This window comes from Streptomyces chiangmaiensis, assembly GCF_036281785.1.
Taxonomy (GTDB): domain Bacteria; phylum Actinomycetota; class Actinomycetes; order Streptomycetales; family Streptomycetaceae; genus Streptomyces; species Streptomyces chiangmaiensis.
On sequence record NZ_JAYWVC010000027.1, the window covers coordinates 1 to 25448 of the forward strand.

Annotated in this window: 24 protein-coding genes and 2 pseudogenes; 20 read left to right on the forward strand and 6 right to left on the reverse strand. The window is 71.5% G+C overall.

Annotated features, from left to right (window positions below; genetic code table 11):
* Positions 1-22 precede the first annotated feature (22 nt).
* Positions 23-355 carry a hypothetical protein gene (locus VXC91_RS11660; protein WP_329507102.1) on the forward strand — a complete coding sequence of 111 codons (333 nt, stop codon included), beginning with the start codon at positions 23-25 and terminating at the stop codon, positions 353-355.
* Between the two features lie 134 nt (positions 356-489).
* Here VXC91_RS11660 and VXC91_RS11665 read toward each other — a convergent pair whose 3' ends face one another.
* On the reverse strand, positions 490-903 hold the full coding sequence (locus VXC91_RS11665; protein WP_329507053.1) for a pyridoxamine 5'-phosphate oxidase family protein: 414 nt from the start codon (positions 901-903) through the stop codon (positions 490-492).
* A 133-nt stretch (positions 904-1036) separates the two neighbouring features.
* On the opposite strand from VXC91_RS11665, the gene clpB reads away from it, so the two are divergent.
* Positions 1037-3634 (forward strand): ATP-dependent chaperone ClpB, encoded by a 2598-nt coding sequence (gene clpB, locus VXC91_RS11670; protein WP_329507103.1) that lies wholly within the window; start codon positions 1037-1039, stop codon positions 3632-3634.
* A gap of 7 nt (positions 3635-3641) precedes the next feature.
* On the opposite strand, the gene VXC91_RS11675 is transcribed toward clpB, so the two are convergent.
* Entirely contained in the window at positions 3642-4079 is a 438-nt protein-coding gene (locus VXC91_RS11675) for a hypothetical protein (RefSeq protein WP_329507054.1), read from the reverse strand.
* Between the two features lie 138 nt (positions 4080-4217).
* Here VXC91_RS11675 and VXC91_RS11680 point away from each other — a divergent pair, with 138 nt between their 5' ends.
* Positions 4218-4742, forward strand: a complete 525-nt coding sequence (locus VXC91_RS11680) for a YbjN domain-containing protein (protein WP_329507055.1) — start codon at positions 4218-4220, stop codon at positions 4740-4742.
* A gap of 6 nt (positions 4743-4748) precedes the next feature.
* Here VXC91_RS11680 and VXC91_RS11685 read toward each other — a convergent pair whose 3' ends face one another.
* Both VXC91_RS11685 and VXC91_RS11690 read right to left on the reverse strand, forming a co-directional pair.
* Positions 4749-5075: a hypothetical protein gene (locus tag VXC91_RS11685; RefSeq protein ID WP_329507056.1), complete on the reverse strand. Its 327-nt coding sequence runs from the start codon at positions 5073-5075 to the stop codon at positions 4749-4751.
* A 125-nt stretch (positions 5076-5200) separates the two neighbouring features.
* Positions 5201-6400, reverse strand: coding sequence for a pyridoxal phosphate-dependent aminotransferase (locus VXC91_RS11690; RefSeq protein WP_329507057.1), 1200 nt, complete (start codon positions 6398-6400; stop codon positions 5201-5203).
* Positions 6401-6531: 131 nt separating this feature from the next.
* On the opposite strand from VXC91_RS11690, the gene VXC91_RS11695 reads away from it, so the two are divergent.
* From VXC91_RS11695 to VXC91_RS11775, 17 genes and pseudogenes are all read left to right on the forward strand, one after another.
* Positions 6532-6807, forward strand: a complete 276-nt coding sequence (locus VXC91_RS11695; protein WP_329507058.1) for a hypothetical protein — start codon at positions 6532-6534, stop codon at positions 6805-6807.
* 455 nt (positions 6808-7262) lie between these two features.
* Positions 7263-7784, forward strand: coding sequence for a DUF2617 family protein (locus tag VXC91_RS11700; protein WP_329507059.1), 522 nt, complete (start codon positions 7263-7265; stop codon positions 7782-7784).
* A 146-nt stretch (positions 7785-7930) separates the two neighbouring features.
* Positions 7931-9586 carry a polyamine aminopropyltransferase gene (locus tag VXC91_RS11705; protein ID WP_329507060.1) on the forward strand — a complete coding sequence of 552 codons (1656 nt, stop codon included), beginning with the start codon at positions 7931-7933 and terminating at the stop codon, positions 9584-9586.
* A 77-nt stretch (positions 9587-9663) separates the two neighbouring features.
* A complete protein-coding gene (locus VXC91_RS11710; protein ID WP_329507061.1) occupies positions 9664-10572 on the forward strand; it encodes an SRPBCC family protein in 909 nt (302 codons plus the stop codon).
* 67 nt (positions 10573-10639) lie between these two features.
* Complete coding sequence (locus tag VXC91_RS11715; RefSeq protein WP_329507062.1) at positions 10640-11428, forward strand: aldose epimerase family protein; 789 nt, start codon at positions 10640-10642, stop codon at positions 11426-11428.
* 23 nt (positions 11429-11451) lie between these two features.
* A complete protein-coding gene (gene pyrE, locus VXC91_RS11720) occupies positions 11452-12000 on the forward strand; it encodes an orotate phosphoribosyltransferase (RefSeq protein ID WP_329507063.1) in 549 nt (182 codons plus the stop codon).
* 140 nt (positions 12001-12140) lie between these two features.
* Positions 12141-13172 (forward strand): class II fructose-bisphosphate aldolase, encoded by a 1032-nt coding sequence (gene fbaA, locus VXC91_RS11725; RefSeq protein WP_329507064.1) that lies wholly within the window; start codon positions 12141-12143, stop codon positions 13170-13172.
* A 125-nt stretch (positions 13173-13297) separates the two neighbouring features.
* Positions 13298-14872, forward strand: a complete 1575-nt coding sequence (locus tag VXC91_RS11730; RefSeq protein WP_329507065.1) for an MFS transporter — start codon at positions 13298-13300, stop codon at positions 14870-14872.
* A 141-nt stretch (positions 14873-15013) separates the two neighbouring features.
* Positions 15014-15427, forward strand: coding sequence for a DUF3151 domain-containing protein (locus VXC91_RS11735; protein WP_329507066.1), 414 nt, complete (start codon positions 15014-15016; stop codon positions 15425-15427).
* 147 nt (positions 15428-15574) lie between these two features.
* Positions 15575-16423, forward strand: a complete 849-nt coding sequence (locus VXC91_RS11740) for a tryptophan 2,3-dioxygenase family protein (protein WP_329507067.1) — start codon at positions 15575-15577, stop codon at positions 16421-16423.
* On the forward strand, positions 16416-17609 hold the full coding sequence (kynU, locus tag VXC91_RS11745; protein ID WP_329507068.1) for a kynureninase: 1194 nt from the start codon (positions 16416-16418) through the stop codon (positions 17607-17609). The genes VXC91_RS11740 and kynU overlap by 8 nt, the downstream gene beginning before the upstream one ends.
* Before the next feature lie 297 nt (positions 17610-17906).
* On the forward strand, positions 17907-18827 hold the full coding sequence (locus VXC91_RS11750; protein ID WP_329507069.1) for an alpha/beta hydrolase: 921 nt from the start codon (positions 17907-17909) through the stop codon (positions 18825-18827).
* A gap of 110 nt (positions 18828-18937) precedes the next feature.
* Positions 18938-19069: pseudogene (locus VXC91_RS11755) on the forward strand (histidine kinase); the annotation flags it as partial.
* Positions 19066-19305: pseudogene (locus VXC91_RS11760) on the forward strand (response regulator transcription factor); the annotation flags it as partial. The pseudogenes VXC91_RS11755 and VXC91_RS11760, both read left to right, overlap by 4 nt.
* An 80-nt stretch (positions 19306-19385) precedes the next feature.
* Complete coding sequence (locus VXC91_RS11765) at positions 19386-20729, forward strand: sensor histidine kinase (RefSeq protein WP_329507070.1); 1344 nt, start codon at positions 19386-19388, stop codon at positions 20727-20729.
* Positions 20726-21397: a response regulator transcription factor gene (locus VXC91_RS11770; RefSeq protein WP_329507071.1), complete on the forward strand. Its 672-nt coding sequence runs from the start codon at positions 20726-20728 to the stop codon at positions 21395-21397. Before VXC91_RS11765 ends, VXC91_RS11770 begins: the two co-directional genes overlap by 4 nt.
* 71 nt (positions 21398-21468) lie before the next feature.
* Positions 21469-22689 carry a cytochrome P450 gene (locus VXC91_RS11775; protein WP_329507072.1) on the forward strand — a complete coding sequence of 407 codons (1221 nt, stop codon included), beginning with the start codon at positions 21469-21471 and terminating at the stop codon, positions 22687-22689.
* Between the two features lie 191 nt (positions 22690-22880).
* Here VXC91_RS11775 and VXC91_RS11780 read toward each other — a convergent pair whose 3' ends face one another.
* Both VXC91_RS11780 and VXC91_RS11785 read right to left on the reverse strand, forming a co-directional pair.
* The gene (locus VXC91_RS11780) at positions 22881-24491 is read right to left on the reverse strand and encodes an ABC transporter permease (protein WP_329507073.1); all 1611 of its coding nucleotides are present in this window, start codon (positions 24489-24491) and stop codon (positions 22881-22883) included.
* The gene (locus VXC91_RS11785; RefSeq protein ID WP_329507074.1) at positions 24488-25393 is read right to left on the reverse strand and encodes an ABC transporter ATP-binding protein; all 906 of its coding nucleotides are present in this window, start codon (positions 25391-25393) and stop codon (positions 24488-24490) included. Before VXC91_RS11785 ends, VXC91_RS11780 begins: the two co-directional genes overlap by 4 nt.
* Positions 25394-25448 lie beyond the last annotated feature (55 nt).

The following is a 25448-nucleotide window of genomic DNA, read 5'->3' on the forward strand; positions in this document are numbered from 1 at the left end:
CTCTCCCTGCGGACGCAGACGTATGACGATTCCTCCCGACGACCGCTCGTTCCGGCGGGAGATGGCCACCGCCTACCGCTCGGGCTGGCACTTCATCGACCTGGCGACCGCCATTCCGCACAGCGGTGATTCGCTGATGGTGACCGTCTTCGGTGAGCCGGTCGTCGTGACGCGGGACGAGGACGAGGACGTGCGGGCCTACCGGCTTCTGCGGCGGCCCCGGGGGGCGCCGCAGCCCGTGCGGTGCGCCATACGGTACGGAATGATCTTTGTGAATCTCGACCAGCGTGACCACCGGCTGTCCGAACCGGACAGTCCGGAAGTTCGGACCATTGCCACCCCCCGCAGTGCCTGACGCGATTCCCCCGTCGTAACAGATCGCTCAGGTACTTCCCCCCGCAGCGGCGTCACCGTGACCTGAACACGGTGACGCCGCTGCAGTTTGTGGGGATGCCTCCGGATATCGCTCGGAACAGACAGTGGCTGAAATCAGCCGCGCCCCAGCGCCCGGGTGAGGGCGATCTCGATCACCACCCGTGACGGGTTGGGTGACGGGACCCGCCCGTAGCGCTCCGCGTAGCGCCGCTCCGCCTCCGCGATCCGCTCCGGATCCGTCGACACCCGTGCGAGGCCCTCCAGCGTTGCCCAGCGCCGCCCGTCCACCTGGCAGACCGCGACCCGCGCCCCGTCCGGGCCCGCGGCCGACACATGCGCCACCTTCGCCCCCGACTTGTTCGTGATCACCCGGGCCAGGCGCGCCTCGGGGTCGTATGTCACTCCGACCGGGACGACGTGGGGGCTGCCGTCCGGGCGGAGGGTGGTCAGCGTGCACAGGTGCCGCTCCCGCCAGAACCTGAGGTACGGGGCGTCGGGCGCGCCCGGGTCTACGGAATACGTGGCCATGGTTCCGGAACTTAGCCGCTGTCTCTCCCGTCCGACGCCTTGAGTGGAATAGACTCAACTTTGTGCACGTTGCTCGAGTCAGAGTGCAAGGGCAATGTCTGAGCGCGGCCGACGCAAGGAGGAGAAGGCGAACGTGGACGCCGAGCTGACCAACAGGAGCCGGGACGCGATCAACGCGGCCAGCAGCAAGGCCGTGTCGGAGGGCCACCCGGACCTCACCCCCGCCCACCTGCTCCTCGCGTTGCTCGAGGGGCAGGACAACGAGAACGTCATCGACCTGCTCGCCGCCGTGGACGCCGACCAGGCCTCGATGCGGTCCGGTGCCGAGCGCGTACTCGCCGGTCTGCCGAGCGTGACCGGGTCGACCGTCGCACCGCCCCAGCCCAACCGGGAGCTGCTCGCGGTGATCGCCGATGCGACGCAGCGCGCCAAGGACCTCGGGGACGACTACCTTTCGACCGAGCATCTGCTCATCGGCATCGCCGCCAAGGGCGGTGCCGCCGGCGAGGTGCTCTCCCGCCAGGGGGCGGATGCCAAGAAGCTGCTGGACGCGTTCCAGAAGACCAGGGGAGGACGCCGGGTGACGACCCCGGATCCCGAGGGCCAGTACAAGGCGCTCGAGAAGTTCGGCACCGACTTCACCGCCGCCGCGCGCGACGGCAAGCTCGACCCGGTCATCGGCCGGGACCAGGAGATCCGCCGCGTGGTGCAGGTGCTGTCCCGCCGTACCAAGAACAATCCGGTGCTCATCGGTGAGCCCGGTGTCGGCAAGACCGCCGTCGTGGAGGGGCTCGCCCAGCGGATCGTGAAGGGCGACGTGCCCGAGTCCCTCAAGGACAAGCGGCTCGTCGCGCTCGACCTCGGTGCCATGGTCGCGGGCGCGAAGTACCGCGGTGAGTTCGAGGAGCGCCTGAAGACCGTCCTGGCGGAGATCAAGGACTCCGACGGGCAGATCATCACCTTCATCGACGAGCTGCACACCGTCGTGGGCGCGGGCGCCGGCGGCGACTCCGCCATGGACGCCGGCAACATGCTCAAGCCGATGCTGGCCCGCGGCGAGCTGCGCATGGTGGGCGCCACCACGCTCGACGAGTACCGCGAGCGGATCGAGAAGGACCCGGCGCTGGAGCGGCGCTTCCAGCAGGTGCTGGTCGCCGAGCCGACCGTCGAGGACACGATCGCGATCCTGCGCGGCCTCAAGGGCCGTTACGAGGCCCACCACAAGGTGCAGATCGCGGACAGTGCGCTGGTTGCCGCGGCCACCCTCTCCGACCGGTACATCACCTCCCGCTTCCTGCCCGACAAGGCCATCGACCTGGTCGACGAGTCGGCCTCGCGGCTGCGCATGGAGATCGACTCCTCTCCGGTCGAGATCGACGAGCTCCAGCGCGCCGTGGACCGGCTGCGCATGGAGGAACTGGCGCTGAGCAAGGAGACCGACCAGGCCTCCAAGGAGCGACTGGAGAAGCTGCGCCGCGACCTGGCCGACAAGGAGGAGGAGCTGCGGGGCCTGACCGCCCGATGGGAGAAGGAGAAGCAGTCCCTCAACCGTGTCGGCGAGCTGAAGGAGAAGCTCGACGAACTGCGCGGCCTGGCCGAACGCGCCCAGCGCGACGGCGACTTCGACACCGCGTCGAAGCTGCTGTACGGCGAGATCCCGGCCGTCGAGAAGGAGCTGGAGGCCGCCTCCGAGGCCGAGGAGGAGGCCGCCAGGGGCACGATGGTCAAGGACGAGGTCGGCCCTGACGACATCGCGGACGTCGTCGCCTCCTGGACCGGCATCCCCGCCGGCCGCCTCCTGGAGGGCGAGACGCAGAAGCTGCTGCGCATGGAGGACGAGATCGGCAGGCGGCTCATCGGCCAGGGCGAGGCCGTGCGGGCGGTGTCGGACGCCGTGCGCCGCAGCCGCGCCGGCATCGCCGACCCGGACCGCCCGACCGGCTCGTTCCTCTTCCTCGGCCCCACCGGCGTCGGCAAGACCGAACTGGCCAAGGCACTCGCCGACTTCCTCTTCGACGACGAGCGGGCGATGGTCCGCATCGACATGTCGGAGTACAGCGAGAAGCACAGCGTCGCCCGGCTGGTCGGTGCCCCGCCCGGATACGTCGGCTACGAGGAGGGCGGTCAGCTGACCGAGGCGGTCCGCCGCCGCCCGTACAGCGTCGTGCTGCTCGACGAGGTGGAGAAGGCCCATCCCGAGGTGTTCGACATCCTTCTGCAGGTGCTGGACGACGGCCGCCTCACGGACGGACAGGGCCGCACGGTCGACTTCCGTAACACGATCCTCGTGCTGACCTCGAACCTGGGCAGCCAGTTCCTGGTCGACCCGATGACGAGTGAGGCGGAGAAGCGGGAGCAGGTGCTGGAGGTGGTCCGCGCCTCGTTCAAGCCCGAGTTCCTCAACCGGCTCGACGACCTGGTGGTCTTCTCGGCGCTGACGAAGGACGAGCTGAGCCGCATCGCCCAGCTCCAGATCGATCGCCTGGCCAAGCGGCTGGCCGAGCGGCGCCTGACCCTTCAGATCACATCCGAAGCCCTGGCCTGGCTGGCGGACGAGGGCAACGACCCGGCCTACGGCGCCCGTCCGCTGCGCCGCCTGGTCCAGACCGCCATCGGCGACCGCCTGGCCAAGGAGATCCTGGCCGGGGACGTCAAGGACGGCGACACGGTCAGGGTGGACCGCTTCGCCGAGGGACTGATCGTGGGCCCGGCGTCCGGCAAGACGCTCTGATCCGGCGTCAGGTCGAGTAGGCCCGGAGGTGTACGAGGGCGGTGTCCCCGTCCTCGTACACCACGGTCAGCTCGACCTCGTCGACGCCGGACGGAAGATCGGTGCCGACGTCCAGGCACACGTCGTCCCCGCCGCCGCACCGCGTGGTCGGCGTCTCGTGCGGGTACGACTCTTTGAGCCATGGGGCGACCTCGGCCCGCGGCATCCGCCAGGTGCCGTCGTACGACTGGTCCAGCCAGCTGTACGACGTGCACTGCTCGTCGCTCGTGCGGGCCGGCGGTGCGGCGCCCGCGTAGTCGACGGCCTCGTGGCAGTCGACCTCGGTGATGGTGTTGAACGGGTCGTCGTCCGTCATGAACGAGAACACGCCCCACCCGATCCACACCAGGAACATCGCGCCACATGCGGCGCTCAGCCACCACAAGCCCCACATGATCTTGTGCATGCCCGCCCCCTTCCGGCCGCCGGTCTGCGGAGACCGGCCGAATCATGTCAGCCACTGGCGGACACACCCCGCCCGGGGTTGCCACCCCCCTCCCTGCATGGGGGAGGATGGCGGAATCCGTACGAAGGGAAGAACACGGTGAGCATCGACCCGTCCTCGATTCCGAACTTCGGGGGCCAGCCCGAGCCGCAGCCGCCGGCGGGCCCCGTGGTTCCGGATCAGGACCTCGTGAAGCAGCTCCTGGACCAGATGGAGCTCAAGCACCTCGTCGACGAAGAGGGAGACCTCGTCGCGCCGTGGGAGCAGTTCCGTACGTACTTCATGTTCCGCGGCGAGGGCGACCAGGAGGTCTTCTCGGTGCGGACGTTCTACGACCGGCCGCACAAGATCGACGAGAAGCCGCAGCTGCTGGAGTCCATCGACGACTGGAACCGGCGCACGCTGTGGCCCAAGGTGTACAGCCACACGCACGACGACGGCACCGTCCGCCTCATCGGTGAGGCGCAGATGCTGATCGGCACGGGCGTCAGCCTGGAGCACTTCGTCTCGTCGACCGTCAGCTGGGTGCGGGCCGCCATCGAGTTCGACCGGTGGCTCGTCGAGCAGCTCGGCCTCGCGGAGGACGTCGACGACGCTGAGAAGCCCGAGGAAAACGGAGAGTAGGCCCGGCTAGAGGGGCGACCGGGCCAGTACCAGGAGATACGCCCCATAGACGAACGAGAACCCGGCCAGGGCGCTCACCACCACGGAGCGTGCCAGGGCCGGGCTCTCGCGGTTCGCACCGGCGCCCGTGCCGCCACGATCAGCAGGGGAAACGCCGGCAGCAGGAAGCGTGGCTCGGACTCGAAGAAACCGCCGCCGGGGGGCGGTGACGAAGAGCCCCAGGGCGGCGCGGGCCGAGGTCCGCAGCCGCCGTCCGCCTCCGGCCGGACGGACACGGTCGCGGTCTCCCGGCTCCCCTTCGCAGGCGGCCGGGATGGTACTGGCGTGGGTCACACCCGCACCATGCTGCGACTACGACCGATCAGCGAACCTTGCGCGGCCGGGCGGGCGGGAACTCCCACGCCCAGGCGTGCCGCCGCCGGACGGCCCGGGGCCGCCGCGGGCGTCCGCCGGCCGCCTCAGCCCGCCAGTGCCTTCAGCCGCTGAACGGCCTCCTCCAGGACCTCCGCACGCTGGCAGAAGGCGAAGCGGACGAACGGTGCACCGGCCTCGCGGTGGTCGTAGAAGACCGCGTTCGGGATGGCGACGACACCCGCGCGCTCCGGCAGGGCACGGCAGAAGGCGAAGCCGTCGGCCTCGCCGAGCGGGCGGATGTCGGTGGTGATGAAGTACGTGCCGGCCGGCCGGAACACCTCGAAGCCCGCCTGCGCGAGCCCGGTGGCGAGCAGGTCCCGCTTGGCCCGCATGTCCGCGCGGAACGCCTCGAAGTAGGTGTCCGGCAGCGCGAGTGCCTCGGCGACGGCGTACTGGAACGGCCCGGACGCCACGTAGGTCAGGAACTGCTTGGCCGAGCGCACCGCCGTGACGAGACCGGGCGGCGCCGTCACCCAGCCGACCTTCCATCCCGTGAACGAGAACGTCTTTCCTGCGGAGCCGATGGTGACGGTGCGCTCCCGCATGCCCGGGAAGGTGGCCAAAGGCAGGTGTTCGGCGTCGTCGAAGACCAGGTGCTCGTACACCTCGTCCGTGACGACGAGCAGGTCGCGCTCGACGGCGAGGTCGGCGATCGCCCGCAGCTCCTCGCGGGTGAGCACGGTGCCGGTGGGGTTGTGCGGGGTGTTGATGAGCAGCAGCCGGGTGCGGTCGGTGACGGCGTCGCGCAACTCGTCGAGGTCCAGCCGGAAGCCGGCGGCGTCCTCGTGGTGTGGCCGCAGCGTGACGGGCACACGCCTGCCACCGGCCATGGCGATGCAGGCGGCGTAGGAGTCGTAGTACGGCTCGAAGGCGATCACCTCGTCGCCGGGTTCGAGGAGCGCCAGCAGGCTCGCGGCGATCGCCTCGGTGGCGCCGGCGGTGACCAGCACCTCGGTGTCGGGGTCGTAGGACAGGCCGTACCGCCGCTGCTGGTGCGCGGCGACCGCGGTGCGCAGCTCGGGGATGCCGGGGCCCGGTGGGTACTGGTTGCCGTGGCCCTCGCGCAACGCCCGCACCGCGGCCTCGCGGATCTCCTCGGGTCCGTCGGTGTCCGGAAAGCCCTGCCCGAGGTTGATGGACCCCGTACTCACCGCGAGGGCCGACATCTCGGCGAAGATCGTCGTCCCGAACTCGGCGAGCCGGCGGTTGAGGAGAGGACGTGCGCTGGAGGTCATGGCCGCCATCCTGCGCCCAAGCTCTGGACTTCCTCAACTCTGCTTTGGCGGGCGGAGCACGAGGGCATCCCCTGTGCACCCGGGAACACGGAGGGGCCCACGGGGGGCCGGTCCCGGGGGACGGAAAGGGGGACGACGCCATGCTCTTCGGCATCATCCTGGCAATCATCTGTGTCGGCTTCGTGGTGCGCCTCGTCGTGGGCGGCCGCAGGCGCGACAAGGTCCGCAGGCTGCGGACACGAGCCGGCGGGGGCGCCGGCAGCTGGTGGGTCGGCGGGGGCGAAGGCGGTTCGTCGTCGGGCGGGCACCACTCCGGCGGGCACCACTCGTGCGGCGGGGGCCACTCCTCCTGCGGCGGCCACTCGTCCTGCGGTGGGGGCGGGTGCGGCGGTGGCGGATGCGGCGGGGGCAACTGACGGGGGTCGGCCGAGTTCGCGGGGGGGGAGGTGTGTCCGGTGCGCCGATCGTCCTCCGGAGGTATTCCGGTGGGCGATCGGCAGGACACTCGAGTGGGGGGCGCGAGGGCGCACGTCATCGGCGCATTGCGTCGATCGTGCGCACACGGCTTCGCCGCCGGTGCGCGTCCGACCTGCGCATCAACGCTCCTGACGTACGCGGTGGTTGAACAATTGAGCTGCGGAGCCCCCGGTGGGATGGAAACCCTACGAACTTGGGTAAAAACGCTGTGGCGCCGCCGCAGTTCATGATTCGCTCTCAACACCGACGCAGCCCTCGGGCCCCCGTCCTGCAGGCGTTTCGCCCGGCCGGCCGACCCGGACGGCGTGCCTGACCGGCCGAGCCGGCCGAACCCCCGGTGCCGATCGGGAAGCGCCGGGACCCCTCCCCATTTGTGTGCTAGCGGAGCCGATCCATGCTCACGACCCTGAACACCTCCTACACCGACACGCGCGCGGCCGACCTCGCCTGGACGCTGGGCCGCGAACCGCTGCCCGCACTGGCCACGCTCGATCTGGAACTCGCCGGTTCACGGCTCCAGTTGAGACTGCTCGGCGCGTCCCACCAGGTGCTCCTGGAGGAGGAGCGGGGCACATGTTCGGAGACGGTGGCGTGCATCGCGGACTCCAGCACCCCTCTGCCGCTGGGTGTCGCCAAGCGGGTGGACGACTGGGAGTACGAGTTCGCGGCCCGTGTCGAGGTCCTGTCACCGGGTTCCTTCGCGGGGCGGGCCCAGGAATTGCTGGCCCTGGTGTCCGACCACCCCAACGGTCTGGCCGGTGTCTTCCCCGGCAGCCCGCACGCCTTCACGGCGATGCTGGCCCAGCGCCACGAGGGCCAGGTCCACTGGCGCACCTGGCACGCGTACCCGCAGGACGGCCAGTTGGTGGCGACGCGGACACGGGTGGGAGTGAAGGTGCCGGCGGTGGGAGCGTGAGGGCGGGGCCGTTCGGCACGGAGCGAGGGATCAGGAGTGGCAGCTCTTCGGTGCGGGGCACCACGACTTCCGGGCGCCGCCGAACCGGGCAGTTCCACACGTGTGGGTGACAGGGCCCAGCGCAAGCGTGACGTAGCGTTCCGACCGTGATCGAACCGCACGCGCCCGCGCCACCCGGCGCACCACGCTCCTGGGGCGGCGAGGGCGGCCAGAGCCAGGCGCACCTGCCCGTGCGTCCCGGCACGGGCCGGTTCCTCGTCCTCGCCGGGGTGTTCGTTTGCGCGGCCTGCGGTCTTGTGTACGAACTCGAACTCGTCGCCCTGGCCTCGTACTTGATCGGCGACTCCGTCACCCAGGCCTCGGTCGTGCTGTCGATGATGGTCTTCGCGATGGGCATCGGCTCGCTCGCCGCGAAACGGCTCCGCTGCCGCGCCGCCGCCGGATTCGGCGCGGTGGAGGCGGTACTCGCCCTCGTCGGCGGCTGCAGCGCGATGGCCCTGTACGCGGTCTTCGCCTGGACCGGCGGCTGGGGCGGTGTGTGGTCCGGTGGCCCGCGCTGCCTGCTGGTGGCCTTCTCCCTCGTGATCGGCCTGCTCATCGGCGCCGAGGTCCCGCTGCTGATGGAGCTCATCCAGCGCATCCGCCGCCAGGACGCGGGCGGCGCCGTCGCCGACCTGTTCGCGGCGGACTATGTGGGCGCGCTCGTCGGGGGGCTCGCCTTCCCGTTCCTCCTGCTCCCGCAGCTCGGGCAGCTGACGGGCGCCCTGCTCACCGGCGCGATCAACGCGGTGGCGGGCGGTGCCCTCGTCTTCGGCCTGTTCCGGCGGGACCTCTCCCGCCGGGGCCGCCGGCTGCTCGTGACCGCCAACGTCGTCGTGCTGGGCGTGCTCGCCGCCGCGGCCTTCCTGGCCGACGACTTCGAGCGGGCGGCCCGTCAGGCGCTGTACGGGGAACACGTCCGGGTCGCGCTGCACAGCGGCGCCCAGGAGGTGGTGCTGACCGGCGGAACCCACGGCCGTCCCCTCGCCCTGTTCCTCGACGGACGGCTGCGGGTGAGCGGCCGCGACGAGCGCCTCTACCACGAGGCGCTCGTGCATCCCGCGATGAGCGGCGGCCCGCATGCGCGCGTGCTCGTCCTCGGCGGCGGCGACGGCCTCGCGGCGCGCGAGGTGCTGCGGCATCCCGGCGTCGAGCGGGTCGACGTCATCGACCCCGACCCCGCGGTGGTCCGGCTCGCCCGCCGCGACCCGGTCCTGTCCGCGCTGAACGGCCACGCCTTCGCCGATCCGCGCGTGCACGTGTGCACGGCGGACGCGTTCCGTCGGCTCAGGGACACGCGGCGCACGTACGACGTGGTGATCGCGGACCTCCCCGACCCCGGGATCACGGAGAGCACGAAGCTGTACTCACAGGAGTTCTACGGCCTGGCCCGCGGGGTTCTGGCGGCGGACGGCCGGGTGGTGGTGCACGCGGGCCCGGTGATCACGCGCCCGCGGGTCTTCTGGACCGTCGAGGCGACGATACGGGCGGCCGGCCTGAGGACCGCCCCGTACCGCGTCGGTGAGCGAGCCCCCGGTTCGGCGGCAGGCCCGGACCGCCCCGCGGGCACGACCGGCGCGCCACGCGACTGGGGATTCGTGCTCGCCGCCCGCACCCGCCCCGCCCTGACCCTGGACCCGGACGCGCCGCGCCCGACCACGCTGACCAGGGCGTCGCTGCGAGCGGACGCGCGGGCGGCGGCGCGCACCCGGGTGCCCGGACTGCCACCGTCGACACTGGTGCAGCCGAGGTATGCGGACTGAGCCGCCCAGCTCTCCGGAGCTGCGAATACCGTGATGCAGGGGTGCGGTTCGGGCGCTGCTGGGTAGGCTCGGCTGGTATGGAGCATGAGGTGTTCGTTCCGGTACCCGCCGAGCGGCTGGGGGAGGCGCTGGCCGATCCCGTCCGGGTCGCCCGCGCCATCCCCGGGCTCCAGCAGGACGTGGAGACGGAGCCCGTGGCCGGCCGGCTGAAGGTGCGCGTCGCCGGCCACACGATCACCTACCGCGGCGCTCTGCGGGTCGCCGGGCAGGACGACGGCTCGTACGCGGCGGAGGGCGAGGCGACGGAGGCCCGCGGTACCGGCACGGTGAAGCTGTCCCTGTCCGTACGCCTGCTCCCGGCCGACGGTGGTACGACCGTCACCTTCACGGGAACAGCCACGGGCGACGGCCGGATCGCGGAACTGCCCGCGGACGCGGTGGCGTCGGCGGGGGTCCGGCTGCTCGGACGGTTCGCGGAAGGCCTCGGGGCGGGCGAGACGGGGGAGGCCGGAGCGGCGTCCGGGGAGGCCGCCGGTGACCATCCCTGTGAAACCCCGTCAGAAGAGGGCCGGCCCGGGGAGCCGGAGGCCACGGCGGAGCAGACGCCGACCGGGCCCACGCAGGAATCCTCCGAGGCGTCGTCCGCGGAAGCCCCCGCGACACCCTCGATCCACGACACCGACGTGCCGCCGCCGTCCCTCGACCCCCTCGCCGACGAGGACGGGTTCGACGGCGAGGAGGAGCCCGGGGACGACTTCGACGGCGAGGGGGAACTGCCGCCCGCCGAGGCGGCACACGCCCGGCGCACGATGATCGGCCGGAGCGCCGAGGAGGTCGACCACGCGCCCCCGCGCGGCCGCTACGCCCCCGTACCCGCGCCCGAGACCGTGACGGCCACCGCGACCCTGCGCTGGGCGGCCTCGGCGGCCGCTCTGATCCTGGCCTCCGCGATCGTGGCGGGCCGGTTGCTGCGCCGCCGCCACTGACCCCGTCGGACCACGGCACACTGGCGCCCTCGCCCGCCCTCTTGATCGGCCAAGTAGGGTCGGCCCCGTGAGTAACGACGAGATCACGTTGACCGCGGGAGACGCGGAGGTCGTGCTGGCGCCGGGGAACGGCGGACGCGTGCGGAGTCTGCGCGTCGGCGGGACGGAGCTGCTGCGGCAGGGCGAGCGGTTCGGGTGCTTCCCCATGGCCCCGTGGTGCGGCCGCATCAGGGACGGCATGTTCCGCGACGGGGGCATGGTCCACCGGATGCCCCTGAACTCCCCGCCGCACGCCATTCACGGCACCGCGCGGGACGGTGCCTGGCGGGTGGCCCGCGCGGACCGCGCCGAGGCGGTCCTCACCTTCGACCTGGTCGACCCCTGGCCCTATGCCGGCCGCGTCACCCATCTCGCCACGCTCACCGAGGACTCCCTGACGCTCACCATGTCCGTGGAGACATACGAATCCTCGTTCCCGGCCCAGATCGGCTGGCACCCCTGGTTCAACCGCACGCTCGACGGCGTGGACGCGCTGATCGACTTCAGCCCCGCCTGGCAGGAGGAGCGCGGCGACGACCACCTGCCCACGGGGAACCGCATCGAACCGAGGCCCGGCCCCTGGGACGACTGCTTCGGCATGCCCGACGGCGTCGACGTCACCGTCACCTGGCCGGGCCGGCTCGAGCTGAAGGTCAGCAGCCGGGAGGAGTGGGTGGTGGTGTACGACGAGCAGCGGGAGGCCGTGTGCGTGGAGCCGCAGACGGGTCCGCCCAACGGCCTCAACACCCTTCCACGCCTGGTCACGCCGATCGAGCCGCTGGAGGCCACGACGACGTGGAGCTGGCGCCGCCTGTGAGCGCCCCCCTTAAGCTGACTTGTATGAGTGACGTACGCGGCGATCTGCTGCAGCAGATCAAGGACAAGGCCGTGGTGCACGGCAAGGTGACCCTGTCGTCCGGTCTGGAGGCCGACTACTACATCGACCTGCGCCGCATCACGCTTGACGGTGAGGCCGCCCCGCTGGTCGGTCAGGTGCTGCTGGACCTGACCGCCGACCTGGACTTCGACGCGGTCGGCGGTCTGACCATGGGCGCGGACCCGGTCGCGGGCGCCATGCTGCACGCCGCCGCCGCGCGCGGGAAGAAGCTGGACGCCTTCGTCGTCCGCAAGGCCGCGAAGGCGCACGGCCTGCAGCGGCGCGTGGAGGGCCCGGAGATCAGGGGCCGCCGGGTCCTGGTCGTCGAGGACACCTCCACCACCGGCGGCTCGCCGCTCACCGCGGTGGAGGCGGTGCGCGAGGCCGGTGCCGAGGTCGTCGCGGTCGCGACGATCGTCGACCGGGCCACCGGTGCGGCCGAGAAGATCGAGGAGGGTGCCGGGGTCCCGTACCGCTTCGCGTACTCCAAGGACGAGCTGGGACTGGACTGACCGGAATCGTCATCCGAAGGCTGGACAGGGTGTCCGAAGCATCCGGTCAAGTCTGGAAAGATGGGGCCGACGATGACGTCGCACCCTAGGTCAGGGCCGTACGTACGCAGAACGCACCCGCACATACAAGGAGCGGACAGATGCCCATCGCAACCCCCGAGGTCTACAACGAGATGCTCGACCGGGCGAAGGCAGGCAAGTTCGCCTACCCGGCCATCAACGTGACCTCGTCCCAGACCCTGCACGCTGCCCTGCGCGGCTTCGCGGAGGCCGAGAGCGACGGCATCGTCCAGATCTCGACGGGCGGCGCCGAGTTCCTGGGCGGCCAGTACAACAAGGACATGGTCACCGGCGCCGCGGCCCTGGCCGAGTTCGCGCACATCGTCGCGAAGAAGTACCCGGTCAACGTCGCGCTGCACACGGACCACTGCCCGAAGGACAAACTCGACGGGTACGTGCGCCCGCTGCTCGCGATCTCAGAGGAGCGTGTGGCCCGCGGCGAGAACCCGCTCTTCCAGTCCCACATGTGGGACGGCTCGGCGGAGACCCTCTCCGACAACCTGAAGATCGCGCAGGAGCTGCTGGAGCGCACCCGCGCCGCCAAGATCATCCTCGAGGTGGAGATCACCCCTACCGGCGGTGAGGAGGACGGCGTCTCCCACGAGATCAACGACTCCCTCTACACCACCGCCGACGACGCGATCCGTACGGCCGAGGCGCTGGGCCTGGGCGACAAGGGCCGCTACCTGCTGGCCGCGTCGTTCGGCAACGTGCACGGCGTGTACAAGCCGGGCAACGTCGTTCTGCGCCCGGACCTGCTGAAGGATCTGAGCGAGGGCGTGGCCGCCAAGTTCGGCCTTCCGGCCGGCAGCAAGCCCTTCAACTTCGTCTTCCACGGCGGCTCCGGCTCCACCGAGCAGGAGATCCTGACGGCGCTGGAGAACGGCGTGGTCAAGATGAACATCGACACCGACACCCAGTACGCCTTCACGCGTCCGGTCGCCGACCACATGCTCAAGAACTACGACGGCGTCCTCAAGGTCGACGGCGAGGTCGGCTCCAAGAAGACCTACGACCCGCGCACCTGGGGCAAGCTGGCGGAGGCGTCGATGTCCAAGCGCGTCATCGAGGCCTGCGGCAACCTCCGGTCCACCGGGACGAGGATGAAGTAACACGGGTCGGCGGGGTGCCGTGCAGCGGCGGCACCCCGCCACCGCCGGGTGGCACGGCCACTCGGCGACAGGACCGGCACGGACCCGGTCTGGCCCGGCGCCGACAGACGCGGGATGATCCGAACATGGTTGTCACCGCACAGCAGGGACCTGTCATCAGGATCGGCTCCGCGCAGGGGAAGTGGATCCTCCTGACGACCGTGCTCGGCTCCAGCATGGCGCTGCTGGACTCCACCGTCGTCAACGTCGCCCTGCCCCGCATGGGTGAGGACCTCGACGCGAACCTCGCCGCCCTGCAGTGGACCGTCAACGCCTACCTGATCACGCTCGCCGGTCTGATCCTCCTCGGCGGCTCTCTCGGCGACCACTTCGGCCGCCGCAAGGTCTTCGTCATCGGCGTCATCTGGTTCGCGAGTGCCTCCCTGCTCTGCGGACTGGCCCCCAGCTCGGGCATCCTCATCGCCGCCCGCGCCTTGCAGGGCATCGGCGGCGCCCTGCTGACCCCCGGTTCGCTCGCGCTCATCCAGGCGTCGTTCCACCCGGACGACCGCTCACGGGCGGTCGGTCTGTGGTCCGGCTTCGGCGGCATCGGTGCCGCGATCGGCCCGTTCCTCGGCGGCTGGCTGGTGGACGGCCCCGGCTGGCGCTGGGTCTTCTTCCTCAACGTCCCGCTCGCCGTGCTCTGCGTGCCCATCGCCGTCAGACACGTACCGGAATCGATCGGGGGTCCCCTCCCTTCACGGGAGTCACCCGGCTCGAGCGAAGCCGGGGGCGCGGGGGGAGCCGAGAGCGGGGAAGGCCGCTTCCACGGACATTTCGACGTCCTCGGCGCCGCCCTCGGTGCCGTGGCACTCGCCCTCGTCACCTACGCCCTCATCGAGGCCGGCAGCGGTTCCTCGATCGTGGCCGTCACTGCGGTCGCGGGCCTGGCTGCGGGTGTCGCCTTCGTGTACGTCGAAAAGCGCAGCCCCGACCCGATGATGCCGCTCGACATCTTCGCCTCCCGCCAGTTCACCTCGGTCAACCTGGTGACCTTCTGCGTCTACGCGGCCTTCGGCGGGTTTTTTTTCCTCACCGCGCTCCAGCTCCAGGTCGTGGCGGGCTACTCCCCGCTCCGGGCAGGCACGGCTCTGCTGCCCACGACCGTCCTGATGCTTCTCTTCTCGTCCCGCTCGGGCGCCCTGGCCGAGCGCATCGGACCGCGCATCCCGCTCACCGTCGGCCCCCTGCTGTGTGCGGGGGGCATGCTGCTGATGCTGCGCGTCGGCAAGGGCGCCTCGTATCTCGCCGAGGTCCTGCCCGCCGTGCTGGTGATGGGGGTCGGCATGGTCACCCTGGTCGCCCCGCTGACCTCCACCGTGCTGGCCTCGGTGGACACCAACCGGGCAGGTCTGGCCAGCGGCATCAACAACGCGGCGGCCCGCGCGGCCGGGCTGATCGCCGTGGCGGCGCTGCCGGTGCTCACCGGCATGGGCCCGGAGGCGTACCGCTCGCCGGACGCGTTCGACGCGGCCTTCCGGCGGGCGATGCCCCTGTCCGCCGCTGTTCTGGTGGTCGGGGCGGTGCTCGCTTTCGCGACCGTACGCCGTCCGGCGCCGGAGTGCCGTCGGCCGCAGTGCCATACGCACAGCTGTGTGACGGCGCCGCCGCTGGAGCCGCCGCGCGGGACCGGGGCCGTCAAGCCGGATCCGGCTTCGTGATCTTCTCCCGGCCGGTGCGGGCACGCCGGCGGCATCGTCATGACCCGCACGGCCCGGGCGGCGGACCACCGGCGGAACCCCTCGTTCCCCAGGGCCCCCGCAACCGGCGACGAGCGAGGGCGATGCCTCACACTGGATCTCATGACCCTTCACGAGAACCTCCTCGGGGGCCCGCCCCCGACCCGTCTCCCGGACGACCCGGAGCCGCGTGAGCTCCTCGCGAGCGGCACGGCGCCCGCCGACGTCGCCGCCAAGCACCCCGCCTCCTCGCTCGCCTGGGCCCAGCTGGCCGACGAGGCGTTCGAGCGGGGCTCGGTCGTCGAGTCGTACGCCTACGCGCGCACCGGCTACCACCGGGGCCTGGACGCCCTGCGCCGCAACGGCTGGAAGGGCCACGGACCCATCCCCTGGGAGCACGAGCCGAACCGCGGTTTCCTGCGCGCCCTGCACGGCCTCGCGCGCGCCGCTCAGGGGATCGGCGAGCAGGAGGAGTACGAGCGCTGCTCGCAGTTCCTGAAGGACTCCTCCCCGACGGCCGCCCAGACGCTCGGCTAGCCCCCGAGAGTGGCGGGGCCCGCCTGTGACCAGGCGGGCCTTGCGAGGCTCTCGTGTCATTGCGCAGGATGCCGGTGGGGACCGGGGCCCCCGTGCCGGCATCGGCAGGGGCGGACCGCTACCCGGAGCACACAACAGGAGACAGCGATGTCCCAACAGGCTCATCAGTCCCGCGAGACTCAGGAGCCCGAGACCCCGCATCTCGACTTCCAGGGCACGACGCCGTACGAGGACTACGTGAAGGCGGACGTGCTCACCCACCTCCAGCACACCCTCTCCGACGACCCCGGAGAGATGGTCTTCCTGGTCACGACCCAGGTGATGGAACTGTGGTTCACGGTGATCGTCCACGAGTGGGAGACCGCCGCGCGGGCCCTGCGCGAGGACCGGGTGCCGATGGCGCTCGACGCACTGAAGAGGTCCGTACGGGAGCTGGAGGCGCTGAACGCGTCCTGGCGACCCCTCGCCCAGCTGACACCCGCCCAGTTCAACGCCTACCGTTCCGCCCTCGGCGAGGGCTCCGGCTTCCAGTCGGCGATGTACCGGCGCATGGAGTTCCTGCTCGGCGAGAAGTCCGCGTCCATGCTGGTTCCCCACCGGGGAGCGCCGCGTGTCCACGCCGAACTGGAGAAGGCGCTGCACGAGCCGAGCCTGTACGACGAGGTGCTGCGGCTGCTCGCGCGGCGCGGGCACGCGGTCCCGGACGCAGTGCTGCAGCGTGACGTCTCCCAGCGCTACGAGCCGTCGGCCGAGGTCGAGGCGGTGTGGACCGCTCTCTACTCCGGGGATCCGATGGACGAGCTCGCACGGCTGGGCGAGGCGTTGACCGATGTGGCCGAACTGGTGTGGCGCTGGCGCAACGATCACCTGGTGGCGACCCGGCGCGCGATGGGCGCCAAGCCCGGCACGGGCGGTTCGGCCGGTGTGGCCTGGCTGGAGAAGCGGGCGCAGAAGAACGTGTTCCCCGAACTGTGGACGGCGCGGTCGTATGTCTGAACCCACCCTGAGAGCGCAGAAGCTGGACGCGGCCGACGAACTGGCCGGGCTGCGGGCGAAGTTCGTGCTCGACGAGGCCGTCTACCTGGACGGCAACTCGCTGGGCGTGCTGCCGGCCGCCGTGCCGGCCCGGATGGAGGACGTCGTCCGCAGGCAGTGGGGATCGCTGCGGATCCGGTCCTGGGACGAGAGCGGCTGGTGGACAGCGCCGGAACGGATCGGCGACCGGATCGCGCCGCTGGTCGGGGCGGCGCCGGAGCAGATCGTGGTGGGCGACTCGACCAGCGTCAACGTCTTCAAGGCGCTCGTGGCGGCCGTACGGCTGGCCGCAGGGGGCGGGGAGGGCCGGGACGAGATCGTGGTCGACGCGACGACGTTCCCGACGGACGGGTACATCGCCGAGTCGGCGGCCCGGATGACGGGCTGCACACTGCGCCCGGTGGCCCCGGCGGAGGTGCCCGAAGTCCTCTCCGGCCGTACGGCGGCGGTGCTGCTCAACCACGTCGACTACCGCACGGGACGACTGCACGGCCTGCCCGGGCTGACCGCGGCCGTGCACGAGGCGGGCGCCGTGGCCGTCTGGGACCTGTGCCACAGCGCGGGCGCACTGCCGGTGGGTCTGGACGAGCACGACGTCGATCTGGCGGTCGGCTGCACCTACAAGTACCTCAACGGGGGTCCGGGCTCTCCGGCCTTCCTGTATGTGCGGCGCGATCTGCAGGACCGCTTCGACTCCCCGCTGCCGGGCTGGAACTCGCACGCGGAACCCTTCGGGATGCGGCCGGTCTACGAACCGGCGGCGGGCGCGGTGCGCGGTCGCGTGGGTACCCCGGACATCCTGTCCATGCTCGCTCTGGAGGCGGCACTGGAAGTGTGGGACGGCGTCTCGATCGACGCCGTGCGCGCCAAGTCCCTGGCCCTCACGGACTTCTTCCTGGAGTGCGTGGCGGCCTACGTCCCCGAGGGCGCCGTCGAGTCCCTGACGCCTGTCGCACACGCCGAGCGGGGCAGCCAGGTGGCGCTGCGCTGTCCCGGCGCCGGCGACGTGATGAAGCGGCTGATCGAGAGCGGGGTGGTGGGCGACTTCCGGCCGCCGGACGTGCTGCGCTTCGGTTTCACCCCGCTGTATGTGGGCTTCGCGGACGTGGAGCGGGCGGCCCGGATCCTGGCGCGCACACTGTCCTGACGGGGCGTTCCCTTCCCGGCCCGCGAGGGGCCGGGAGGGGTGTCCCGCGGCGGTGAGGGCCACGGTGCGACACCGCCGCCCGCTGCCGTCGGGGAGCCGGGGCGCGGGTGCTCGCCGGGTGTGCACCACGGGATCGCATCCGCCTTGTCCATGGGGAGACGGCAGAACCGCGTTGCACTTCACCGAGCGTGACATCCCCGCGGGAACATGCCTCACCCGCCTGATACCGTCCCCGCCAACGGCCGATTTCCTTCCGGCCCGCGTACGTATCCCGTTTCGCCGCTGAGAGGTTGGAGCATGTCGGACGACGCCGCCCGGGACGCCGCGGCCCGTGACGCCGCCGAGGAGGCGTCCGCCTTCTCGCATCCGCCGGTCGAGCCCGACGCCACCGCCGCGTACGGCGACCACCCCGACCAGGTGATCGACTTCTACGCCCCGCGCGAGCCGGACGACGCCGCGGGGGAGGTCCCCGCCCCCCTCGTCGTCGTTTTGCACGGGGGAGCGTGGCGCTCGCGCTACGACCGCCGGCACATCACCCCGTTCGCGGACTTCCTGGCCCGCCGGGGTTTCGCCGTCGCCAACGTCGAGTACCGCCGGGGCGCGCTCATCCCGGCCCAGACCGACGCGTCCGGTGCGGGCGGCGGTACGGGGCCGATCGCGGGCCGCTGGCCCGACACGTTCGACGACGTCGCGGCCGCGTTCGACGCGCTTCCGGCGTTGATCCGCGAGGCGCTGCCGCAGGCCGATCCGCGCCGCACGGTGATCACCGGGCACTCGGCGGGCGGTCACCTCGCGCTGTGGGCGGCGGCCCGCCATGTCCTCCCGCCGGACTCCCCGTGGCGCACGGACCGTCCGGCCCCGCTGCGCGGTGTCGTGGCGCTCGCGCCGATCGCCGACTTCCACATCGCCCAGAAGCTGGAGGTGTGCGGAGGGGCGGCGTTCCAGCTCCTGGGCGGGGAGGAACTGTTCGCGGAGCGCCGGCCGTACGCCGATCCGGCTCTCCTGCTGCCCACCGGCATCGCCACGACCCTCGTCCAGGGACGCACGGACGTCGTGGTGCCGCAGGCGGTCGCCGAGGCCTACGCGGAGGCGGCGGCGAAGGCGGGCGAGGTCGTCGGTTTCACCCTGCTCGAGGACGTCGGCCACTTCCCCCTGATCGACCCGGCCGCGGACGCCTGCGCCGTGGTGGCGGAGGAGATCGCACAGCTGGCCTGGTGACCGCCGTGGCCGCTGTGCGCAGGGCGGGTCGACGGGGTCGTCCGGGGACTGCGCCGTGCCCCGGTCATACCCGTCATACCTGAGAGCCATCTCCCAGGTGAGTTCCACGCGCACTGCGCGGCCGTCGCGAGGGCCGCAGGCAACTCGTCGAGCCGGCCACCATCACCGCCGAGGAGCGCGCCCGCCGCACGCTCCTGGAGGAGCGCAACCGCATCGCCCGCGAACTGCACGATGTGGTAGCGCGCCCCGGGCCCCGCTCAAGGAGCGCGGCGGCGACCTCACCGAGCGGGAGACGGAGGTCCTCGCCCTCATCGCCCAGGGCCTGTCGAACGCGGAGATCGCCGAGCGCCTGGTCGTGGGCGAGCAGACCGTGAAGACCCACGTGGGCCGGATCCTGGTCAAGCTCCGGCTGCGGGACCGGACCCGGGCGGCGGTGTTCGCCTACGAGCCGGGGCTGGTCCGGCCGTCGGGGCGCTGACCCGTAGTACTTGAGGAGGACCCCCGAGGACCCCCCTCACTGGTGACGACCACGCCCGCTCCCCGGCCTACCTTTTCATCGTGACCGAGACGACCCAGACGCAGACGACACCGGACGGCGCGCACAGTCCGTACACGCCGCGCAGCCCGGAGTACCGGGCTGCCGTGAACGCCCTGCGCGGGCTGCGGCAGGATCTGTTCCACGACCCCTTCGCCTACCGCCCGATGCCCCGCGCGAGTGTCGACGGCCCCATGGCCCGGCGGCTGTCCGGGCGCATGAAGGAGTACGCGGCGCGGATCCCGCACGCCGCAGTGGCGGCGGCCGGACTGCTGGCGATGCTCGTCGCCTGGGCGGCCGACGGCGGCGGCCCGGCGGCCCCGGTGGCCGGTCTGCTGGCCCTGGCCCCGGTACTGCTCACACTGGCCCGCCCGGTCGGAGCCTTCTGGTTGTCCCTCATGGCGGCCACGGCCTCGTCGGTGATCGCCGGCGACTTCGGCGACTGGCCCTGGCCGCCCGGGAGCTTCGTCGCGCACCTGACGGTGCTCACCGTGGTGGCCCTGCGCACCCGGCCACGCACGGCGGCCTGGATGTGGGTGATCACCGCGGCCTACGGTTTCGTCGTCGAGGCCGTGTTCGGCTACCACTTCAGCAACAACTCGGCGCCCATGCTGGTCCTTTCCGCCTTCGCGCTGCTGGCCGTCACCGTCTGGCACATCCGCCGGAACGCCGCGCAGGAGGTGACCGCCCAGCAGACGAAGACCGCACACGAGCGCTCCCGCCGCACCCTGCTGGAGGAGCGCACCACGATTGCCCGCGAACTGCACGACGTGGTCGCCCACCACATGTCGGTCGTCGCCATCCAGGCCGAGGCGGCGCCCTACCGCGTGGAGAACCCGCCGCCGGAGCTGGAGAAGGCCTTCGCCACGATCCGGGAGAACGCGGTGGCCGCGCTGACCGAACTCCGCCGTGTCCTCGGCGTCGTACGGGCGGAGGACTACGAGGCCCCGGACGCCCCGCAGCCCACCCTCGCCGACCTGGACGCCCTGCTGGCGAACGTGCGCGAGGCAGGACTGACCGTCGACAAGTTGGTCACCGGCGCGGTGCGGGAACTCCCGCAGGGCGTCGAACTGTCGGCGTACCGGATCGTCCAGGAGGCGCTCAGCAACACGCTGCGGCACGCTCCGGGTGCCTCGGCCCGGGTGGAGATCGGCTATGTGCTCGGCGGGCTGGGCCTGCGCATCGTCAACGGGCCGGTGCCGCAGGCCACGCCGAGGAAGTCCACGCACGGCGCGGGGCACGGCATCACGGGCATGCGCGAGCGTGTCTCGATGCTGAACGGGGAGATGACGGCGGGCAAGAGCGATGACGGAGGGTATGAAGTGACGGTGTTCCTGCCGGTGGCCACGGCGGAGGAGCCCGCGTGAGCGGCACCATCCGGGTACTGATCGCGGACGACCAGATGATGGTCCGGGAGGGCTTCTCGGTGCTCCTCGGGGCGATGCCCGACATCGAGGTCGTCGGGGAGGCCGTCAACGGGAGGCAGGCGGTCGAGCGGGTCCGGGAGCTGTCGCCGGACGTCGTGCTCATGGACATCCGCATGCCGGAGCTGAACGGGATCGAGGCGACCAGGGAGATCGTCGCCGCGGACGGGTCGGCGAAGGTGCTGGTGCTGACGACCTTCGACCTCGACGAGTACGTGTACCAGGCGCTGCGGGCCGGAGCCTCCGGCTTCCTGCTCAAGGATGCCTCGGCACGGCAGCTGGCCGACGGGGTGCGGGTGGTGGCGGCCGGCGAGGCGCTGCTGGCCCCGTCGGTGACCAAGCGACTGATCACGGAGTTCTCCAGGTTGTCCGAGGCGCCGCGCCTCGCCTCCTCGGCGCAGGCGGCGTACGGGGATCTGACCGAGCGGGAGACGGAGGTGCTGGTGCTCATCGCGCAGGGCCTGTCGAACGCGGAGATCGCCGCGCGCCTGGTCGTGGCCGAGTCGACGATCAAGACCCATGTCAGCCGGATCCTGGTGAAGCTGGGGCTGCGCGACCGCACGCAGGCGGCGGTGTTCGCGTACGAGGCGAGGCTGGTGACGCCGGGCTGAGCGACCCCGCCCGGCCGCACTCCGTGAGACGCCTCTGGTCAGACGAGGGGAGGCCGGGCTAGCGTCCGGGCATGGCAGCCCGTTCCGACCTCGCGTTCGACCCCTGGGACCCGGCGTTCGTCGCCGACCCCTACCCCGCCTACGCCGAGCTGCGCGCGCGGGGTCGGGTGCACTACTACGAGCCCACCGATCAGTGGCTGGTCGCGCACCACGCGGATGTGTCGACGCTGCTGCGTGACCGGCGGCTGGGCCGTACGTACCAGCACCGTTTCACCCACGAGGAGTTCGGCCGGACGGCACCCCCGCCGGAGCAGGAGCCGTTCCACACGCTCAACGACCACGGCATGCTCGACCTGGAGCCGCCGGACCACACCCGCATCCGGCGACTGGTGTCGAAGGCGTTCACGCCACGGACGGTGGAGCGGCTCAAGCCGTATGTGCAGGGCCTGTCCGGCGAGCTGGTGTCCCGGCTGGTGGAGACGGGCGGGGGCGATCTGCTGCGGGACGTCGCCGAGCCGCTGCCGGTCGCGGTGATCGCCGAGATGCTGGGCGTCCCAAAGCCGGACCGCGCACAACTGCGGCCCTGGTCGGCGGACATCTGCGGGATGTACGAGCTGGGCCCGTCGGAGGAGACGGCGCGGAAGGCGGTACATGCGTCGGTCGAGTTCTCGGACTACCTCCGGGAGCTCATCGCGACCCGCCGCAAGGACCCCGGCGAGGACCTGATCTCGGGTCTGATCGCGGCGTACGACGAGGGCGACCGGCTCACCGAGCAGGAGATGATCTCGACCTGCGTGCTGCTGCTGAACGCGGGGCACGAGGCGACGGTGAACGCGACGGTGAACGGCTGGTGGGCGCTGTTCCGCCACCCGGACCAGCTGGCGGCCCTCCGTGCCGACCACTCGCTCGTCCCGTCCGCCGTGGAGGAGCTGATGCGCTACGACACCCCGCTCCAGCTCTTCGAGCGCTGGGTACTGGACGAGATCGAGATCGACGGCACCACGATCCCCCGGGGTGCCGAGATCGCGATGCTGTTCGGCTCGGCGAATCGTGACCCGGCGGTCTTCGACTCCCCCGACAAGCTGGAGCTGACCCGCGAGGACAACCCGCACATCTCCTTCAGCGCAGGCATCCACTACTGCATCGGCGCGCCGCTCGCCCGCATCGAACTCGCGGCGTCGATGACGGCCCTGCTGGAGAAGGCGCCGACGCTGCGGCCGGCGGGGGAGCCGGAGCGGAAGCCGAATTTTGTGATCCGAGGGCTTCAGGGGCTGAACGTCGAAGTGGGCTGATCACCCTTGCGGATGATCATGCGGTGATCCGAGGTGCCGGCCATCGGGAGCCCGACGGGCCGGCCCCCGACCCGGAGGACGGATACGGGGCATCCAAACCGTGAAGTTCGGCGAGGAAGTCACCCTCCCGGCCCCGGTGGGCATCGACCTCGACACCGACGAGCTCACGCGTCGGGTCGACCGATGCTCCCTCAGGTCGCCAAGTCCCGCCTCCGCAACCCCATCAGCCCTCCGGCCACCAGCACCGCGGCCAGTCCGGTCAGAACGAGCACCGGCGGCCAGTTCATCTCCCCGCCCGGCAGCTTCGGCAGATGACCGAACGGCGAGATGTCCAGCACCGTCTGCGGAAGGTTCAGCGCCGGGCCCACCCAGCCGATCAGCAGCGCCGCTCCCGCCACGCCCCACGCCGCCGCCGCACCCCGCGGGAGCACGCCGTAGAGCAGGACCGCCAGTCCACCGATCACCCAGATCGCCGGGAGCTGGACCAGACAGGCGCCCAGGATCGGGCCGACCTCCTTGCCGTAGCCCGCTGCGAATCCCAGGCCCGAGAGCAGCATGATCAGTGCGGCGCCGCCGAAGGCGATCACCAGATGGCCGGTGGCCCACCGCAGCCGCCCCACCGCGTTCGCCAGCACCGGTTCCGCCCGCCCCGCCGTCTCCTCCCCGTTCAGGCGCAGCACGGCCGCCACGATGTAGAGGGCGGCGACCAGGCCCATGATGCCCACCATCGCGGCGAGGAACGCGTCCGTCAGCCCGGACTGCCCGCCCATGCGCTGGAAGATCTCGCGAGCCTTGTCGTTGTCGCCGACGAGGTTCGTCGCACCGTCCGTCATTCCGCCGTAGACGACCCCGGCGAGGAAGAAGCCCACGCTCCAGCCCAGCACACTGCCGCGCTGCAGCCGCCAGGCCAGGGCGCCCGCCGAGCCGAGGCGCCCGGTGGCGGGACCCGGCCGGGTGGGCAGGAAGCTCATGCCGATGTCACGGCGCCCAGCGAGCGCATAGGCCACCACGCCCTGGATCAGCACCGCGGCCGCGAACAGCAGCAGCACCCACCAGCGCTCACCGGCGTAGGGGCGTTCGTTCTCCAGCCAGCCGATCGGGGAGAGCCAGGTCAGCACCGACGAGCCGGCGTTCGATCCGGCATCGCCCGCCGCCCGCAGCACGAAGGCGGCGCCCAGCACCGCGCTCGTCAGCCCACGCGCCAGCCGTGCGCTCTCCGTCAGCTGTGCGACGATCGCCGCCATCGTGGCGAAGACCATGCCGACTCCGGCGATCCCCAGCCCCAGCGCGAGCGCACCCGTGACGCCCCGCCCGGAGAGACCGGCGGTGATCACCAGCGCCAGGACCGCGTTCGCGACCGCGGCTGCGAGGAGGGCCGCCGTCAGCGGGGCGCGTCGCCCCACCATCGCCGAGGAGATCAGCTCCTGTCGTCCGCTCTCCTCCTCGTCACGGGTGTGCCGTACGACGACGAGCAGGGACATCACCGCGGCCAGCAGTGCGGCGTAGACGCCGATGCGCCAGGCGGTGAGCGCGCCGAGCGACTCGCCGAAGACCGGCCCGACCATCGCGCGCAGCGAGGTGTTGGTGGCCATCTGGTCGGCCAGGTCCGCGCGTTCGGCCGCGGTGGCGTACAGGCCCTTGAGCGTGCCCGGCATCGACAGCACCATCAGGGCGTTGATCGCGACCCAGAGCGGGATCATCAACCGGTCCCGGCGCAGGGCGAACCTCAACAGCGTCCCGGTACCGGCGAGTTGCCGGGCCCCTCCGGTCCGTACGGCGAAGGCCGACGCCACGGCGGTCATCGGGCCCCCTCTTCCTGGAGCTCGTCCTGGTAGTGCCGCAGGAAGAGTTCCTCCAGGGTCGGCGGCGTCGACGTCAATGACCGCACACCCGACTCGCCGAGCGACCGCAGCACCGCGTCCAGCTTGTCGGTCTCCACCTGGAGCCTGACCCGCCGGCCCTGGATGTCGAGGTCGTGGACACCGGGCAGTCCGGCCAGTCCGTTCGGTGCCCCGGCGAGTTCGGCGGTGACGCTCGTACGGGTCAGATGGCGCAGTTCGGCGAGCGAGCCGCTCTCGACCGTCCGGCCCTTGCGGATGATGCTCACCCGGTCGCAGAGCTCCTCGACCTCGCTGAGGATGTGCGAGGAGAGCAGGATCGTCCGGCCGCGCCGGCGCTCCTCCTCGACGCACCGCTGGAAGACCTCCTCCATCAGCGGGTCGAGGCCGGAGGTCGGCTCGTCCAGGATCAGCAGGTCGACGTCCGAGGCGAAGGCGGCCACGAGGGCGACCTTCTGCCGGTTGCCCTTGGAGTAGGTCCGGCCCTTTTTGGTGGGATCCAGCTCGAAGCGCTCGATCAGCTCCGCCCGGCGTGCCTGGTCGAGACCACCGCGCAGGCGGCCGTAGAGATCGATGACCTCGCCGCCGGAGAGGTTGCGCCACAGGGTGACGTCCCCGGGGACGTACGCGACCCGGCGGTGCAGGTCCACCGCGTCCGACCATGGGTCCCGGCCGAGCACCTGGGCGGCCCCGGAGTCCGCGCGCAGCAGCCCGAGCAGGACCCGGATGGTGGTGGACTTCCCGGCGCCGTTGGGGCCCAGGAATCCGTGGACCTCGCCGGCCTCGACCTCCAGGTCGAGGCCGGCGAGTGCGTGCGTCCTGCCGAACGACTTGTGCAGTCCGGAGACGGTGATGGCCTTGGTCATAATTCAGAAGCTACGCTACTTTCAGAAACTTGTGAAGTTAAGGAAACGTATAAAC